Consider the following 13,752-nt stretch of genomic DNA (forward strand, 5'->3'; position numbering starts at 1 on the left):
ACGCCCTACCGTAGAGCCACCCTCGGACCCTCCCAGCGGCGTGTGAGCCACCGGTCGTGCGTGGCCACCAGCACCGTCCCCGGTGATCGACCAAGCGCATCCTCGAGTTCACCGGCCAGCTGCAGGGACAGGTGGTTCGTGGGCTCGTCCAGCAACAGCAGGTCGGGGCCGCGTGCAATCAGCATCGCCAGGGCCAACCGGCGGCGTTGCCCCGCACTCAACTCCCCGACGGGGCGATGCTCGTCGCGGGGCAGCAGCAGCCCGAGCTCGCGCAGACTCACCGGCTGGTCCGCGCCGAACAGGTCGATCGGCGTACGGTTCGGGTCGTCGTACGTCACGTCCTGGGGCAGCAACCCGATCCGCGGCGCGGTCACCCGCACCCTCCCCTCATCGGGCGGCAGAACCCCGGCGAGAACGTTGAGCAGGGTGGATTTGCCCGAGCCGTTGGGGCCGGTGACCAGCACGTGCTCGCCGGCCACGACGTCCAGGCGGGGCAGCTGCACGCGCTCGCGGACCAGCAGATCTCGGACCTGGATGACCTCCCCTGTCGCTCGGGTGTCCGCGGTCAGCGGCGCGTCAAAGGTCAACCGCCGCGGGGGTTTTCGTAGTTGCTCGCGTTCTGCCTCGACCAGTCGTTGCTCGGCCTGGGCCACCCGCCGGGCGTGCGTCTTCTGCACCCGTTGGCCCTTGAATCCGTAGATGAACTTGTCGTTGTCCCGCGGACCGCGATTGTGCGCGACTGCTTCGGTGCCGACGCGGGTCTGGGCGCGTAACGCTCGGATCTGCTGTTGCTGCTCGTGGTGTTGCTGGGCCCACCGGGCAAGGGCCGCGTCACGATGATCGACGTACGCCGACCAGCCGCCGCCGAAGAGCCGCCCGCCTTCGCCGTCGGTCCCCAGGGCGTTCGGATCGAGGTCCAGCAGCTGGGTCGGCACGCGGTCCAGGAAGGTGCGGTCGTGGCTGGCGAAGACGACAATCCCTGGCAGCGTGGGCAATTCGCGCTCCAGGAGTTCAACGCCGTCGGGGTCGAGGTGGTTGGTGGGCTCATCCAGGATCAGGACGGCCGGTCGACGGACCAGCGCTGCGGCCAGGCTCAGCCGGGTGCGTTGACCGCCGGACAGACTGCTCACCGGGCGGTCCTGGTCGAGGGCGGCGACACCCAGTGCGTCGGCGGTGGCGGCGACCCGCTCGTCGACCGACCACGCGTCGTAGGTCGTGGCCCAGGCCAGCAGCCGGTCATAGTCGGCGATGTGTTGCTCGCCGGCCCCATCGAGAGCGGCCCCGAGTCGCTCCAGCGTGCGCACGGCATCCCGCAGTGGTCGCAGGGCGTTGTCCAGCAGGTCCTGCACGGTGCCGGCGACCGGATCCGGGTCCTGGGGGACGTACACGAGATCGGTGGGTCGACGTACTTGCCCCGTGTCGGGTCGGTCGACCCCGGCCAGGATGCGCAGCAAGGTCGTCTTCCCGGCGCCGTTCTCGCCGACGACGGCCAGGCGCGTGCCCGGTGCGGCGGTGAAACTCAGGTCGTCCAGCACGGTGCGCCCGTCGAACGTGCGGCTGACGGCGTCGACGACGAGGGGACCCAACGGGTCGGTGAGGTAGGGGTCTGACATGGGGAACTCCGAGCGGTCGCGAGATATCCCGCGGGGTGATCCGCGACGCGGGACAACGGCTCGGTCAGTTCTTCATGATGAGTCCAAGCGTAGGTCGGGTCGGCGGCGGGTGGCTAATGGGTTTCGCGTCGCCGCCTACGATGGAGGGCATGACTTCCTCAGCGAAGCGGGTCCTGCTCGCGGCTCCCCGCGGGTATTGCGCCGGCGTGGACCGGGCCGTGGTGACGGTCGAGAAGGCCCTGGACCTCTACGGGCCGCCGGTCTATGTGCGCAAGGAGATCGTGCACAACAAACACGTGGTGACCACCCTGGAGAAGCGCGGCGCGATCTTCGTCGACGAGACCGATGAGGTGCCGGAAGGCGCCACGGTGATCTTCTCGGCGCACGGCGTGGCACCGATCGTGCACGAGGAAGCCCGCGCGCTCAGCCTGAAGACGATCGATGCGACCTGCCCGCTGGTGACCAAGGTGCACCGGGAAGCCAAGCGGTTCGCCAGCGACGACTACGACATCCTGCTGATCGGCCACGAGGGTCACGAGGAGGTCGTCGGCACCTCCGGGGAAGCCCCCGACAACATCATCCTGGTGCAGTCGCCCGATCACGTGGACCAGGTCGAGGTGCGCGACCCTTCCAAGGTCGTCTGGTTGTCGCAGACCACGCTGTCGGTCGACGAAACGATGGAGACGGTCCGCCGGTTGCGGGAGAAATTCCCCGCGTTGCAGGATCCGCCGTCAGACGACATCTGCTACGCGACGCAGAACCGGCAACTCGCGGTCAAGCAGATGGCGCCCGAGACCGATCTGATGATCGTGGTGGGCTCGCGCAACTCCTCCAACTCGGTGCGGCTGGTCGAGGTGGCGTTGGAGCACGGCGCCCGCGACGGGCACCTGGTGGACTACGCCGACGAGATCGACGAGGCGTGGCTGGCCGGCGTGACGACGGTGGGGGTGACCTCGGGTGCCTCGGTACCGGAGGTGCTGGTCCGCGACGTCCTGAGCTTCCTGGCTGACCGTGGGTACGACGATGTGCGGCCGGTGACCGCCGCCGAGGAGTCGTTGCTCTTCGCGCTGCCGAACGAGTTGCGCCGCGATCTGAAGGCGGCGGGGCAGGGCACGAAGGTCCGGCACGACGCAGGCTCCCTGCACTAACGGCCATGGTTGCGGCCCCGCGTCTTTTGGCGCCGTCGGTTTCCGATGTGGTGGCCGCGTCGCTGCCGCCACGGGCCGAGGACGATGCCGAGGGCATGGCGTACGCCGACCTGTCCGGTGATCTGGATCTGGACCGGGCCGAGTTCTTCGAGTGTTCCTTCACCCGTCTGGTGCTCGACGAATTCGTCTCTGCGCGAACGACATTCGTCGACGTTTCGGTTTCGTCGGTGCAGTCCGTGACCTGGGCGGCAGCAGGATCGATCTGGCGCAACTGCTCGGTGATCGCGGGCCGCGTCGGGTCTTGGGACCTGTCCGCAGCGACGTTGCGTGGAGTGCTGGTGCGGGGTCTGCGGTTCGGTTACGTGAACCTGCGCGATGCCCGGCTGACGGATGTTCTCTTCGAGGACTGTGTCTTCGAATCAGTCGATATGCCCGGGGCGTCGTCGGAGCGGGTCGCGTTCGTCGACTGCCGGTGTGAAGAAATTGACCTGAGGGGTTGCACCAACGCCGACCTCGACCTGCGGGGTCTGGATTTCGCTGCGCTGCGGTCGATTTCGGGTGCGCGCGGTGCGACGATCAGCGACCTTCAGCTGTCGTTGGTGGCGCCGCTGCTGGCTGCAGAGACCGGTCTGCTGGTCGAGGGCTGACCGACTGCGGAACGTTCCGCGTGCCGCCGACCCCAGTCGCACAATTGCCACAGGACAGGCGCCAGCGTGCGCCCGTAGTCGGTGATCCGATACGTCACCTTCGGCGGCACCACTGGCTCGGCATCGCGGGCCACCAGCCCATCAGCGACCAACTCCTTCAGATGCCGGATCAGCATCTGTTCGCTCACGGCGGGAATGCTGCGGCGTAGCTCGCCAGTGCGCATCGGGCGCGCTTCCAGGCGCCACAAGATGGTGCCCTTCCATCGGCCGGCGATGACCGAGAGCGCGGTATCGACCGGGCATTCGGCCAGTTCGACCTCAGTCGGTTCGGGGGTCGGCATAGCACGATGGTAGTACTCACAAAAAAGTGAGTACTACCAAAATTGGTGGTTCACTGATTCGCTGATCGCATGAGCACCGCGATCTGTGTCCTTGCCCTTGTCGTCGCCGGCACCATGGTGGGGGTGGAGTTGTGCGTCGGTTTCATCGTGAACGCGATCTTCGAGCGACTGCCCGACAACGCCGGCCTCCTGGGCAGGGCAGACGGCGCCCGAGTCCTCGGTGCCGTGATGCCGTTCTGGTACGTCGCCTCGCTGGGGTTGTCCGTCGCCGTGGCCGTTACGCAATGGAACGAGCCGAGAGCAGGCTGGGCCATCGTCGCTGCGGTGCTTTTCGCCGCGAGCGTGTTGCTGTCGGTGCTCGTCCTGGTGCCGATCAACAACCGCTCGAAGAGTTGGACGCCGCAGAGCGCACCGGAGGACTGGCGCGAGCAACTGCACCGTTGGGATGGCTGGCACTACCTGCGCATGGTGATGATCGTCGCGGGACTCGTGGCCCTCGCCACCGCTACCGTCCGCTGACCGTCCCTCACGCCGCGGCGGCGTAGATACTGCGCCACCGTCCCGGTGCTTGTCCGGTGTGGCGTTTGAATGCCGTCGCGAACGAGTACTCCGAGCTGTAGCCGACGGAGGCTGCGATCGTCGCGATGCTGTCGCCGGTGTCGCGCAGGGCTTCCTTCGCCACCGACATACGCCAGTCGGCCAGATAGGTCAGAGGTGGTACGCCGATCGTGTCGGTGAATCGGCGGGCGAACCCCGACCGGGACTGGTGGGTCAGCCCTGCCAGCGTGGCGACCGTCCAGGTGCGTTCCGGCGCGGTGTGGATGGCCTGCAGCGCCGGCGCGAGCGCTGGATCATCCAGCGCGGAGATCCAGCGAGGAGTCGACTGCGCTGCCGCAAACCATTCACGCAGGGCGAGCACGAGCACCGCGTCGAGTAAGCGGTCGAGAAGGACCTGCTGGCCCGCGCCGCCCACCTCGACTTGGGCGATCAGCAGATCGAGGGTGCTGCGCAGGGCGCTGCCGGCGCGGGGTCGGATGCGGGCGATCGGCGGTAGTGCGTCCAGCAGGGACTTGGATAGGTCGCCGTCGAAAACGTAAGCACCGCAGAAGAATTGAGCTTGGCGGCCTTCGCCGGGATTGCCAGCCGAGGCCGATCGGGATCCACCTGAGTCGGGCAGCGGCTGTGGTGGTGCAGTCGCGTCGGATGCCATCAGGTGCGGGGTCGAGCGAAGCAGGATCAGGTCGCCGCCGATCACCCGGATGGAGGCATCTGGTGCATCGACAGTCCACGCCTCAAGGTCGCCGTCGATGATCGAGTGAATCGCCAGGGTGCCGCCGACCGGGAACTGGACGCACCAGTCGCCGTACATCGTCGTGCGGGAGAACGCCGCGCCCCGCGCCCGGGAGCGCTGCAGCAAGTCACTCAGTACGTCCATGTCTCTGGACGATGGCACAAGAAATATGGACATTCAAGGATGGATCGTCTGATCGTGGGGCGGTGAACTGGTGTCAGCAGAATTCCCGCGACACTCACGGCGGGAAACACCACCCAGAAGGAGTGCTCATGAAGGCAGTGCGTTTCAACCAGTTCGGCGGTCCCGAGGTGCTTGAGGTCATCGAGACCGACCTTCCCGTTCCGGCGGCGGATGAGGTCGTGGTCCAGGTGCGGGCGGCCGGGATCAACCCGGGCGAGGCGTCGATCCGCAAGGGTCTGCTGGAAGCGTTCTACCCCACCACGTTGCCGTGTGGCGAAGGCAGCGACCTCGCCGGTGCGATCACCGCGGTTGGCGATGAGGTCGATGGCTGGAGCATCGGCGATGAGGTCGTCGGTTGGGTGGACACCCGCTCGAGTCACGCACAGTCGGTTGCCGTGCCGGCAGCACATCTGGTCCCCAAGCCGGACGGTGTCTCCTGGGAGATCGCCGGGAGTGCGTTCGTGGTCGGGTCGACGGCGTGGGCAGCGACCGACGCCGTGCAGCCGCAACCGGGTGACGTCGTCGCGGTCTCTGCGGCGGCCGGCGGCGTCGGGGGCTTGGTGTCCCAGTTGCTGGTCGAGCGCGGGGCAACGGTCCTGGGAATCGGGTCCTTGGAGAACGCCGAGTGGTTGCAGAGCAAAGCAGTCACCCCGATTGACCGGAGCGGTGGTCTCGATGCGGTCGCGGAGCGACTGCGGGCAGCGGCACCCGACGGCATCGATGCGTTCGTCGACCTCTTCGGCGGCGGCTACGTGCAACTGGCGCTCGACCTCGGCGTACCCGGGGACCGGATCAACACCATCATCGACTTCGAGCAGGTCGGCAAGAACGGCGTGCTCGGGGCCGGTAGCGCCGATGGTTCCACCGCGCAGGTGTTGGGCGAAGTCGTGACCCGGCTGGCGGACGGTCGTCTTGAACTTCCGATCGAGGCGACCTACCCACTGGGGGAGGTCCAAGCTGCCTTCGCTCAACTGGAGCTGCGGCGTACTCGCGGCAAGATCGTGTTGATCCCGTAGCCACCAGGTGGTGTTGTCTGCCACGATGCGCAGCATGACCGATGTGCTGCCGGCTGACGCTGATCTACAGGCGCCGGCATGCAGCGCGCCGTGGTGGAGGTCCTCGCGAAGGATCATCGGCATCGTGCTCGTGGCCCTGTGGATCGGGCTGGCTGGATGGTCTTTGTGGGCCGCGCCGCGGGAGTCCTCAGCCGATCACTTGCGTGCACAGGTGGCGGCCGGTGAGGTGACCGGGTGGCGGTTCACTGACCAGCAGCCGACCTGGGACGCCGGTGCCAATGGTCCCCTCGGCGGCTGGCCTGGCACCGATGACCACTCGGTCGATGCCGACAATGCCGGAATTCTCGTGTGGTCCGACTCGCAGTACCGCGAGCACTGGATACGCATTTCGCAGCTCGGATCGATGCCTGCCGAGCCCGGGTCCCAGGGCTTCGGCGATGCGACGCAGGCGTGGTTGGGCCGGGAGTTCGTCGCACATCACGGGTCGTCGGTGATTCGCGGCGACGTCTCGCTGCCGACACCGGTCAACCTGGCGCGGTTGGCTTTCCTACTGGTTGGCCTGGCGGGGATCTGTGGCGGCGTCGCGCCACGAATCGCGAACCGCTGGTACTGGTTCTGGATGTGCGGGATCACCTTCGGTCTGGGGCTGCTCGCCTACGCAGTCTTTGAGTGCCTGCGGGATCCGAAGCCGCGTGCGGCCCGTTTCGGTGGCGGCACCGGCTTCGTCACCATGATCGCTGGATCGCTCGCAATCTCCTTGGCGTTCAGCCTGGTAGGCGCCTTCGTGTAATTGGTGCGAGCCGCTACGCGGTCGCTCATCCCGTCGCCCGGTCGGCCTCCGACGCAGCGGCCGACACCCGGAAATCGAGTTCTGGGCGGTCCACATCGGGCAGGGCTTCCACCAACTCCGGCGCGGACAAGCTGCGCGGTGCTACTTCCAGCGGTTGGATCGGTGCCGGCGGCTCACCGGCCACGCCCAGCTCGTGCAGCTTGCGCGCGCTGACCAGCACCCGCGACTCCAGGCTGCCGACGAGAGCGTTGTACGTCGCCACGGACTTCTCCAGCGACTTACCCAACGTCGCGGTGTGCGTGCCCAGAGTGGACAGCCGCTCGTAGAGCTCCTGGCCAACCTTCAGCAACTCGCGGGCGTTGGTGGTGAGCGAATCCTGCTGCCAGGCAAGGGAAGTCGCGCGCAGGATGGCGAACAGGCTGGCGGGTGACGCCAACACCACCTTCTGCTCGATCGCCCGCTCGAACAGCGCAGGATCAGCGCGCAACGCGGCGGCCAGGAGCGCCTCGCTGGGCACGAAACAGATCACCAGCTCGGGGGTGTTATCGAACGCTGTCCAATACGCCTTCTTGCCCAACGAGTCGACGTACCCCCGCAGCGCGGTCGCATGCTGGGCCAGCAGCTGCGCACGCTCGGTGTCGGACAACCCATCGGCGCTCGCGGCCAGGAACTTGCCGGTCGGTGCCTTCGCATCAACCACCAGGATCTTGTCGCCGGGCAGCTTCACGATGGCATCCGGACGCACTCCGGAGCCGTCCCGATTGATCCCCGACGTCTGCTCCTCGAAGTCCACGCGCGGCAGCATCCCGGATGCCTCGAGGATGCGGCGCAATTCGGCCTCACCCCACTGTCCGGCGTGCGTCGATGTCTTCAAAGCCCCGGTGAGCGTGGCGGTTTCGGAGCGCAGCTGGTCGGTCACTCGGCGTACATCGGTCAATCCCGAACCCAGGGCGCCGAACTGCTGCTCGCGGGCACGCTCCAACTCGGCCACCTGCTCGTACACGTGCTGCAACGTCGCGCGCATCGGTGCCAATTCGGCCGCGGTGTGCCGGTCTTCCGTGGAGGCCGCGGCCAGCGACTGTACTTGGGTGCGCAGCCCGTCACGCTCGGTGACAGCGGTCGCCAGGCGCGCGGCGTACCTGCTCTGGACAACGAGCCAGGTGAGCACGGCACCCAGCACGAACCCGGCGAGAGCGGCGAGGAAAACGTTCATGAGAAGAGCCTGTCAGGAGGGTCTGACAACCTAGGGCTCATGAGTTCGAAGTTGGCGAGCGCGACGCTGCTGTGGGTGGACCTGGAGATGACCGGACTGGACCCGGTGGAAGACCGGATCCTGGAGGTCGCCGCGATCGCCACCGACTGGGAGTTCGCGGAGTCGGGCACGCTCGAGGCCGTGCAGCACGTCGACCCGGAGCGGGTCAAGCAGCGGATGGTGGGGGAGTTCTGGGAGAAGTTCTCTCACGTCCGTGCGGCGCTGGTCGCCCAGAACGAGAGCGGAACGCCGGCCGAGGACGTCGAAGATCGACTGCTGGCGTTCGTTGACGAACACTTTCCTGGTGAGGCGCCCGTGGTGTTGGCCGGCAACTCGATCCACCAGGACCGCAAGTTCATCGACCGGGAGTGGCCGCGGCTGGCCAAGCGCCTGCATTACCGGATGCTGGATGTGTCCAGTTGGAAGCTGGTGATGCAGGGCAAGTACGGCGTGACGCACGCCAAGGGGGAGGCGCACCGCGCGCTGGACGACATCCGCGAATCCATTGCCGAGCTCGCCGACTACACCTCCTACCTGCAGGTCCCCGAGAAAGGCTGACCCGATGGCCAATACGAAGCCCGACGGCAGCGCGCTGCTGGTCATCGACGTCCAGAATGACGTCGTGGCCGACGCCTATCACCGCGACGAGGTGGTTGCAACGATCGCCGACCTGGTCACGCGGGCGCGCGCGGCAGGCACCCCGGTCGTGTGGGTGCAGCACTCCGATGACGGCATGACCGAAGGCAGTGACGGCTGGCAGATCGTGCCGGAGTTGCAGCCGACCGAGGGCGAAGCGGTGGTGCACAAGAAGTTCGGCGACTCGTTCGCCGGCACCGACCTGGCGGAGGTCCTCGCGGCGGCCGGTGCCGGTCGGCTGATCGTCACCGGCGCACAGACCGACGCGTGCATCCGCTCCACGCTGCACGGCGGGTTGACCCGCGGCTACGACATGACGCTGGTATCCGATGCGCACACGACCGAGGACATGCGGCAATGGGGCTCACCGATCGGGCCGAAGGAAGCGATCGAGTACACGAATCTCTACTGGAGTTTCAGCAAGACCCCGGACGCGACCGGCTCGGTGGTCGCCGCTGCCGATCTCGATTTTTGAGAAGGTGACCGGTTCGTCGGACACAGCACCGTTGATCGGCGTGTACGCCGTGTGACCGGCGACCCCGTAAACTCTTGAACCCGTGGCCCTCACCATCGGAATCGTCGGACTGCCCAACGTCGGCAAGTCCACCATGTTCAACGCCCTGACCCGCAACAACGTGCTCGCGGCGAACTACCCGTTCGCGACCATCGAGCCCAACGTCGGCGTGGTCCCGCTGCCCGACCCGCGGCTGAAGGTGCTCGCGGAGATCTTCGGCAGCGAGAAGATCCTGCCCGCGACGGTGTCTTTCGTCGACATCGCCGGCATCGTGCGCGGCGCGTCCGAGGGGGAGGGCCTGGGCAACAAGTTCCTGGCCAACATCCGCGAGGCCGACGCGATCTGCCAGGTGATCCGGGCGTTCGACGACCCTGACGTCGTCCACGTGGACGGCAAGGTCTCGCCGTCCTCGGACATCGAGACGATCAACACCGAGCTGATCCTGGCCGACCTGCAGACGTTGGAGAAGGCCGTGCCGCGGCTGACCAAGGAGGTCAGCGGCAAGAAGGTCGACAAGTCCGTGCTGGACGCTGCGCTCGAGGCGCAGAAGGTGCTGGAGGAAGGCACGACGCTGTTCGCCGCTGGCGTCGATGTCGAGCCGATCCGTGAGCTGGGGTTGATGACGGCCAAGCCGTTCCTCTACGTGTTCAACCTCGACGAGGACCAGTTGGGCGACAAGGAATTACAGGCGCAGTTGGCGGACCTGGTGGGCGGCGCCGACGCGATCTTCCTGAACGCCAAGCTCGAGATGGACCTCACGGAGTTGGACGAGGACGAGGCGGCTGAGCTTCTCGAGTCGTACGGCGTGGAGGAGTCTGGTCTGGACCAACTGGCGCGCAAGGGTTTCCACGCTCTGGGGTTGCAGACCTACCTGACGGCTGGGCCGAAGGAGTCGCGGGCCTGGACGATCCACAAGGGCTGGACCGCACCGCAAGCCGCTGGGGTCATCCACACCGACTTCCAGAAGGGCTTCATCAAAGCCGAGGTCATTTCCTTCGACGACCTGGTCGCGACCGGATCGGTGGCCGAGGCCCGCGCGGCCGGTAAGGCGCGCATGGAGGGCAAGGACTACGTCATGGCCGACGGCGACGTCGTGGAGTTCCGATTTAACGTATAACGTTATTAACGCAGAGCGTTATACTGCTCCTGTGATCAGATCGTTCGCTGACCGCGACACGGAGAAGATCTGGCGCCGCGAGTCGGTGAAGCGGTTGGATCCGCGCATCCACAAGGCTGCGAATCGAGAGCTGCATCTCATCGATGCTGCGACGACGCTGGACGCCCTTCGAGTTCCGCCGGGCAACCGCTTGGAGGCACTCAAGGGTGATCGGGTCGGCCAGCACAGCATCAGGATCAACGATCAGTGGCGGATCTGCTTCCGTTGGGCTGATGGTGGTGCCGAGGACGTACAGATCGTGGACTATCACTAGGAGGAGAGATGGCTCAGAAGCTCTACCCGCCGGTCCACCCCGGTGAGGTCTTGATGGAGGACTTCATCGAGGGGTTCGGCATCACCCAGAACAAACTTGCTGTAGCGATCGGTGTTCCGCCGCGGCGCATCAACGAAATCGTGCATGGCAAGCGTGCTGTCACGGCCGACACTGCGCTGCGGCTAGGTCGCTACTTCGGGATCGAACCGCAGTTCTGGCTCAATCTGCAGTCCCGTTACGACTTGGAGGTTGCCGAGGATCGAGTCGCCGACCAGGTAGCGGCAATCACGCCACTCCATGTCGCCTGAGCCTCCGCAAGGCCCATCCGAGTAAGGGAGGCTGGCACATGCATTTCATCGGGATCGACCTCGCCTGGGGTGAGCGCAACCCCAGCGGGGTCGCTGTGCTCGACGAAGCGGGCGCCCTTGTTCACCTGAGCGCCGCCCGCACCGACGACGAGATCGTCGAGGCGATCCAGCCCTACCTGAAGGGCGGGGTCGTGGTCGGTATCGATGCCCCGCTGGTGGTCACCAACGCCACCGGCAACCGGGCCGCCGAGCAGGCGCTCAACCGCGACTTCGCCCGGTTCGATGCCGGCGCGCACCCGGTCAACGCCGGGATCCAGGCCTTTGCCGACGGCACTCGCGGTGGCCGGATCAGCGCCCGGCTCGGACTCGACCTGAACCCCGATTCAACCAAGGATCGCCGTGCCGTCGAGGTCTACCCTCACCCGGCCACGGTCGCGCTGTTCAAGCTGGGTCGGACGCTGAAGTACAAGAACAAACAGGGCCGCTCCCTGAGTCAGCTGCGCGAAGAGATGCGCACGCTACTGGGCCTCCTGGAATCGCTCGCAACCGCGACCCCACCGCTGCGACTGATCGGCAACGACCAATGGCGTGCGCAGGTGGCCGCCGTCGAATCCGCCACCACCAAGGCCCAGTTGCGCGGGGTCGAGGACCAGGTGGACGCCGTCATCTGCGCGTACGTCGTGCTCTACCGCCAACAGCGTCCCGGTGACACCACGACGTACGGCGAGTATCCAGATGGCTACATCGTCACCCCCACGCTGCCAACGGGTTTGAGTCCTTCGCCGAGGCCACCGCGAGTGGCCGGCCAGGTGCAACAGGTGCGCCGCGCGGTCGCCGCCTACGAGGCAGACTTCCCGGCGATTCGTGCCGCAGCGGCCGAGGCCACCGAGGTGGTGACCGGGATCCTCGACGACGCCGGCCTGAACTACCTGAGTGTGACCGGGCGGGCGAAGTCGGTTGCCTCGTTCGCGGAGAAGGCGGCTCGCACCGCGGATGGCGTCCCGCTGTACGACGATCCGCTGGGCCAGATCCACGACACCATCGGGTTGCGGGTCATCACCTACGTGCCTTCCGACGTCGCCGCGGTCGCGGAGTTGCTGGCTGAGGACGCGGTGGTGCTTGATGACCGGGACATGGGCCGCGAGACGGCCAGTCAGGGCCGATTCGGTTATGCCAGTAGGCACTTGAGCATCCGACTGTCACCAGAGGATCAGCTCGATCATCCGGCGGTCGGGCAGCGGGAGATCCAGGTGCAGATCCGCACAGTGCTGCAGCACGCGTGGGCCGAGTTCGAGCACGACATCCGCTACAAGGGCACCGTGCCCGAGGAGTTCCGGGCCGACTTCGACCGGCGGTTCACCCTCGCAGCCGGTCTGATCGAGTTGGCCGACCAGGAGTTCGCGACGATCCGGGAGCGGCTCCAGGAACAGCTGGGCGTCGCGGAGATCGCGCAGAAGGCGAACGAGTCGACGATCGCTCCGCGCGAACTCGCCGCGTTCCTCGCCGGTGAGTTCCATGGGGCCGCCTGGTCCCGGCCCGAGCACTACGCCTGGATCGCCGGTCTCGTCGAATCACTGGGCATCGCCAACCTGGCCGACCTGGCCACCGCGATCCGCGCTGTCGACGCCGAGGCCATCACCCGGCAGATGGGATACCGGCGGCCGTCCGGAGCGGTACGCCGTCTCGACGACATCCTGCTGGCCAGCTACGGCGAGGAGTACGTGACGTTGCCCGGTAACGCGCACCGCCGCGACCGGCTGCGTGCCCGGTTGAGCAAGCTCACTGACCAGCGGTAGCAAAGGGGCGGTTATCCACAGTGCGCGGCCAACGGCCCCGCGTCGATCACCCGGAAACGCCACGATTCCTGAATGGGAATCAGATACTCCGCTGCGGCCTTTGACGCCGACCTGTCCGACGTCGCGCGAACAACGCCGTTCCGCATCGTTCGAAATGACCCCTTCGACGCTCTGATCGGGATCGGTTGTCCGCCGCATTGCCAGCACATTCCGGCCGATGAAGACGACCCCTGGTATGACGGCTGGACGCAGACCTGCCGCGGGGAGCTTGACCTGGAGAGGGCCTGGATCGATCTCCAGCGGCTCACCCGCCCCGCCGAGGGCCACGTCGCGCGCCCGGCGTACCGGATGTTCGAGGGCAGCGTGGGTTACGACCGTAACCACGGCGATGTTCCTTGGGTGCGCGCGATTCTTCCCGATGAGGTCCCTGCGATTCGAGACGATCTGCGGATGCTGATCTCCGGGTTCACGAAAGCGCTTCGGACCGGCTGCGAGGATGATTTACCGCCGGCAACGGGCTGCTTCGACTACGACCTGTCGCTGCTCGAAAAGGCAGAGTCGTTCACGACCTGCGTCGTCGCGGACCGCCGCGGCATGGTCTATGTGATCGCGTGATCGGCGCCAGTCGGGGGTTCGTTAGCGCCGAATGTCAGACATAAGTAGTCAGGACGCTCGACGCGCTGCATCTGGCCACGGCACTGCTGCTTGGCTCACCCCTCGTGGTCGCGACGCACGACCCGACGATGGCTGCCGTTGCCGGGCACCTTGGCATGGCGGTGACAGACCC

16 protein-coding genes are annotated in these 13,752 nt (G+C 66.7%); 12 read left to right on the top strand and 4 right to left on the bottom strand.

Features of this window, described 5'->3' with window-relative positions:
- Positions 1-5: 5 nt before the first annotated feature.
- A complete protein-coding gene (locus DR843_RS01670; protein ID WP_109683808.1) occupies positions 6-1,613 on the bottom strand; it encodes an ABC-F family ATP-binding cassette domain-containing protein in 1,608 nt (535 codons plus the stop codon).
- Between the two features lie 140 nt (positions 1,614-1,753).
- On the opposite strand from DR843_RS01670, the gene DR843_RS01675 reads away from it, so the two are divergent.
- Positions 1,754-2,761: a 4-hydroxy-3-methylbut-2-enyl diphosphate reductase gene (locus DR843_RS01675; RefSeq protein ID WP_425451531.1), complete on the top strand. Its 1,008-nt coding sequence runs from the start codon at positions 1,754-1,756 to the stop codon at positions 2,759-2,761.
- A gap of 5 nt (positions 2,762-2,766) precedes the next feature.
- Positions 2,767-3,408: a pentapeptide repeat-containing protein gene (locus tag DR843_RS01680; protein ID WP_109683810.1), complete on the top strand. Its 642-nt coding sequence runs from the start codon at positions 2,767-2,769 to the stop codon at positions 3,406-3,408.
- On the opposite strand, the gene DR843_RS01685 is transcribed toward DR843_RS01680, so the two are convergent.
- Positions 3,348-3,749 (bottom strand): winged helix-turn-helix transcriptional regulator, encoded by a 402-nt coding sequence (locus DR843_RS01685; RefSeq protein WP_109683811.1) that lies wholly within the window; start codon positions 3,747-3,749, stop codon positions 3,348-3,350. The two genes, DR843_RS01680 and DR843_RS01685, sit on opposite strands and share 61 nt — an antisense overlap.
- A gap of 69 nt (positions 3,750-3,818) precedes the next feature.
- Here DR843_RS01685 and DR843_RS01690 point away from each other — a divergent pair, with 69 nt between their 5' ends.
- Complete coding sequence (locus DR843_RS01690) at positions 3,819-4,268, top strand: anthrone oxygenase family protein (protein WP_109683812.1); 450 nt, start codon at positions 3,819-3,821, stop codon at positions 4,266-4,268.
- A 7-nt stretch (positions 4,269-4,275) separates the two neighbouring features.
- On the opposite strand, the gene DR843_RS01695 is transcribed toward DR843_RS01690, so the two are convergent.
- A complete protein-coding gene (locus DR843_RS01695; RefSeq protein WP_170119713.1) occupies positions 4,276-5,184 on the bottom strand; it encodes an AraC family transcriptional regulator in 909 nt (302 codons plus the stop codon).
- Between the two features lie 128 nt (positions 5,185-5,312).
- On the opposite strand from DR843_RS01695, the gene DR843_RS01700 reads away from it, so the two are divergent.
- Both DR843_RS01700 and DR843_RS01705 read left to right on the top strand, forming a co-directional pair.
- The gene (locus tag DR843_RS01700; RefSeq protein ID WP_109683814.1) at positions 5,313-6,239 is read left to right on the top strand and encodes an NADP-dependent oxidoreductase; all 927 of its coding nucleotides are present in this window, start codon (positions 5,313-5,315) and stop codon (positions 6,237-6,239) included.
- A 34-nt stretch (positions 6,240-6,273) separates the two neighbouring features.
- Positions 6,274-7,029, top strand: coding sequence for a hypothetical protein (locus DR843_RS01705; RefSeq protein ID WP_109683815.1), 756 nt, complete (start codon positions 6,274-6,276; stop codon positions 7,027-7,029).
- Between the two features lie 25 nt (positions 7,030-7,054).
- Here DR843_RS01705 and DR843_RS01710 read toward each other — a convergent pair whose 3' ends face one another.
- Positions 7,055-8,242: a DNA recombination protein RmuC gene (locus DR843_RS01710; RefSeq protein WP_109683816.1), complete on the bottom strand. Its 1,188-nt coding sequence runs from the start codon at positions 8,240-8,242 to the stop codon at positions 7,055-7,057.
- Between the two features lie 39 nt (positions 8,243-8,281).
- Here DR843_RS01710 and orn point away from each other — a divergent pair, with 39 nt between their 5' ends.
- The 7 genes from orn to DR843_RS01745 all read left to right on the top strand — a co-directional run bounded on the left by orn (position 8,282) and on the right by DR843_RS01745 (position 13,580).
- Complete coding sequence (gene orn, locus DR843_RS01715; protein WP_109683817.1) at positions 8,282-8,839, top strand: oligoribonuclease; 558 nt, start codon at positions 8,282-8,284, stop codon at positions 8,837-8,839.
- A 4-nt stretch (positions 8,840-8,843) separates the two neighbouring features.
- Positions 8,844-9,392, top strand: coding sequence for a cysteine hydrolase family protein (locus DR843_RS01720; RefSeq protein WP_109683818.1), 549 nt, complete (start codon positions 8,844-8,846; stop codon positions 9,390-9,392).
- 82 nt (positions 9,393-9,474) lie between these two features.
- Positions 9,475-10,548, top strand: coding sequence for a redox-regulated ATPase YchF (ychF, locus tag DR843_RS01725; RefSeq protein ID WP_109683819.1), 1,074 nt, complete (start codon positions 9,475-9,477; stop codon positions 10,546-10,548).
- Between the two features lie 31 nt (positions 10,549-10,579).
- Positions 10,580-10,861: a type II toxin-antitoxin system RelE/ParE family toxin gene (locus DR843_RS01730; protein WP_109683820.1), complete on the top strand. Its 282-nt coding sequence runs from the start codon at positions 10,580-10,582 to the stop codon at positions 10,859-10,861.
- A gap of 8 nt (positions 10,862-10,869) precedes the next feature.
- On the top strand, positions 10,870-11,169 hold the full coding sequence (locus tag DR843_RS01735; protein WP_109683821.1) for a HigA family addiction module antitoxin: 300 nt from the start codon (positions 10,870-10,872) through the stop codon (positions 11,167-11,169).
- A gap of 38 nt (positions 11,170-11,207) precedes the next feature.
- The gene (locus DR843_RS01740; RefSeq protein ID WP_109683822.1) at positions 11,208-12,965 is read left to right on the top strand and encodes a DUF429 domain-containing protein; all 1,758 of its coding nucleotides are present in this window, start codon (positions 11,208-11,210) and stop codon (positions 12,963-12,965) included.
- A gap of 72 nt (positions 12,966-13,037) precedes the next feature.
- Positions 13,038-13,580, top strand: coding sequence for a hypothetical protein (locus DR843_RS01745; RefSeq protein WP_109683823.1), 543 nt, complete (start codon positions 13,038-13,040; stop codon positions 13,578-13,580).
- Positions 13,581-13,752 lie beyond the last annotated feature (172 nt).

The organism is Branchiibius hedensis, from assembly GCF_900108585.1.
In the GTDB taxonomy this organism is placed as follows: domain Bacteria; phylum Actinomycetota; class Actinomycetes; order Actinomycetales; family Dermatophilaceae; genus Branchiibius; species Branchiibius hedensis.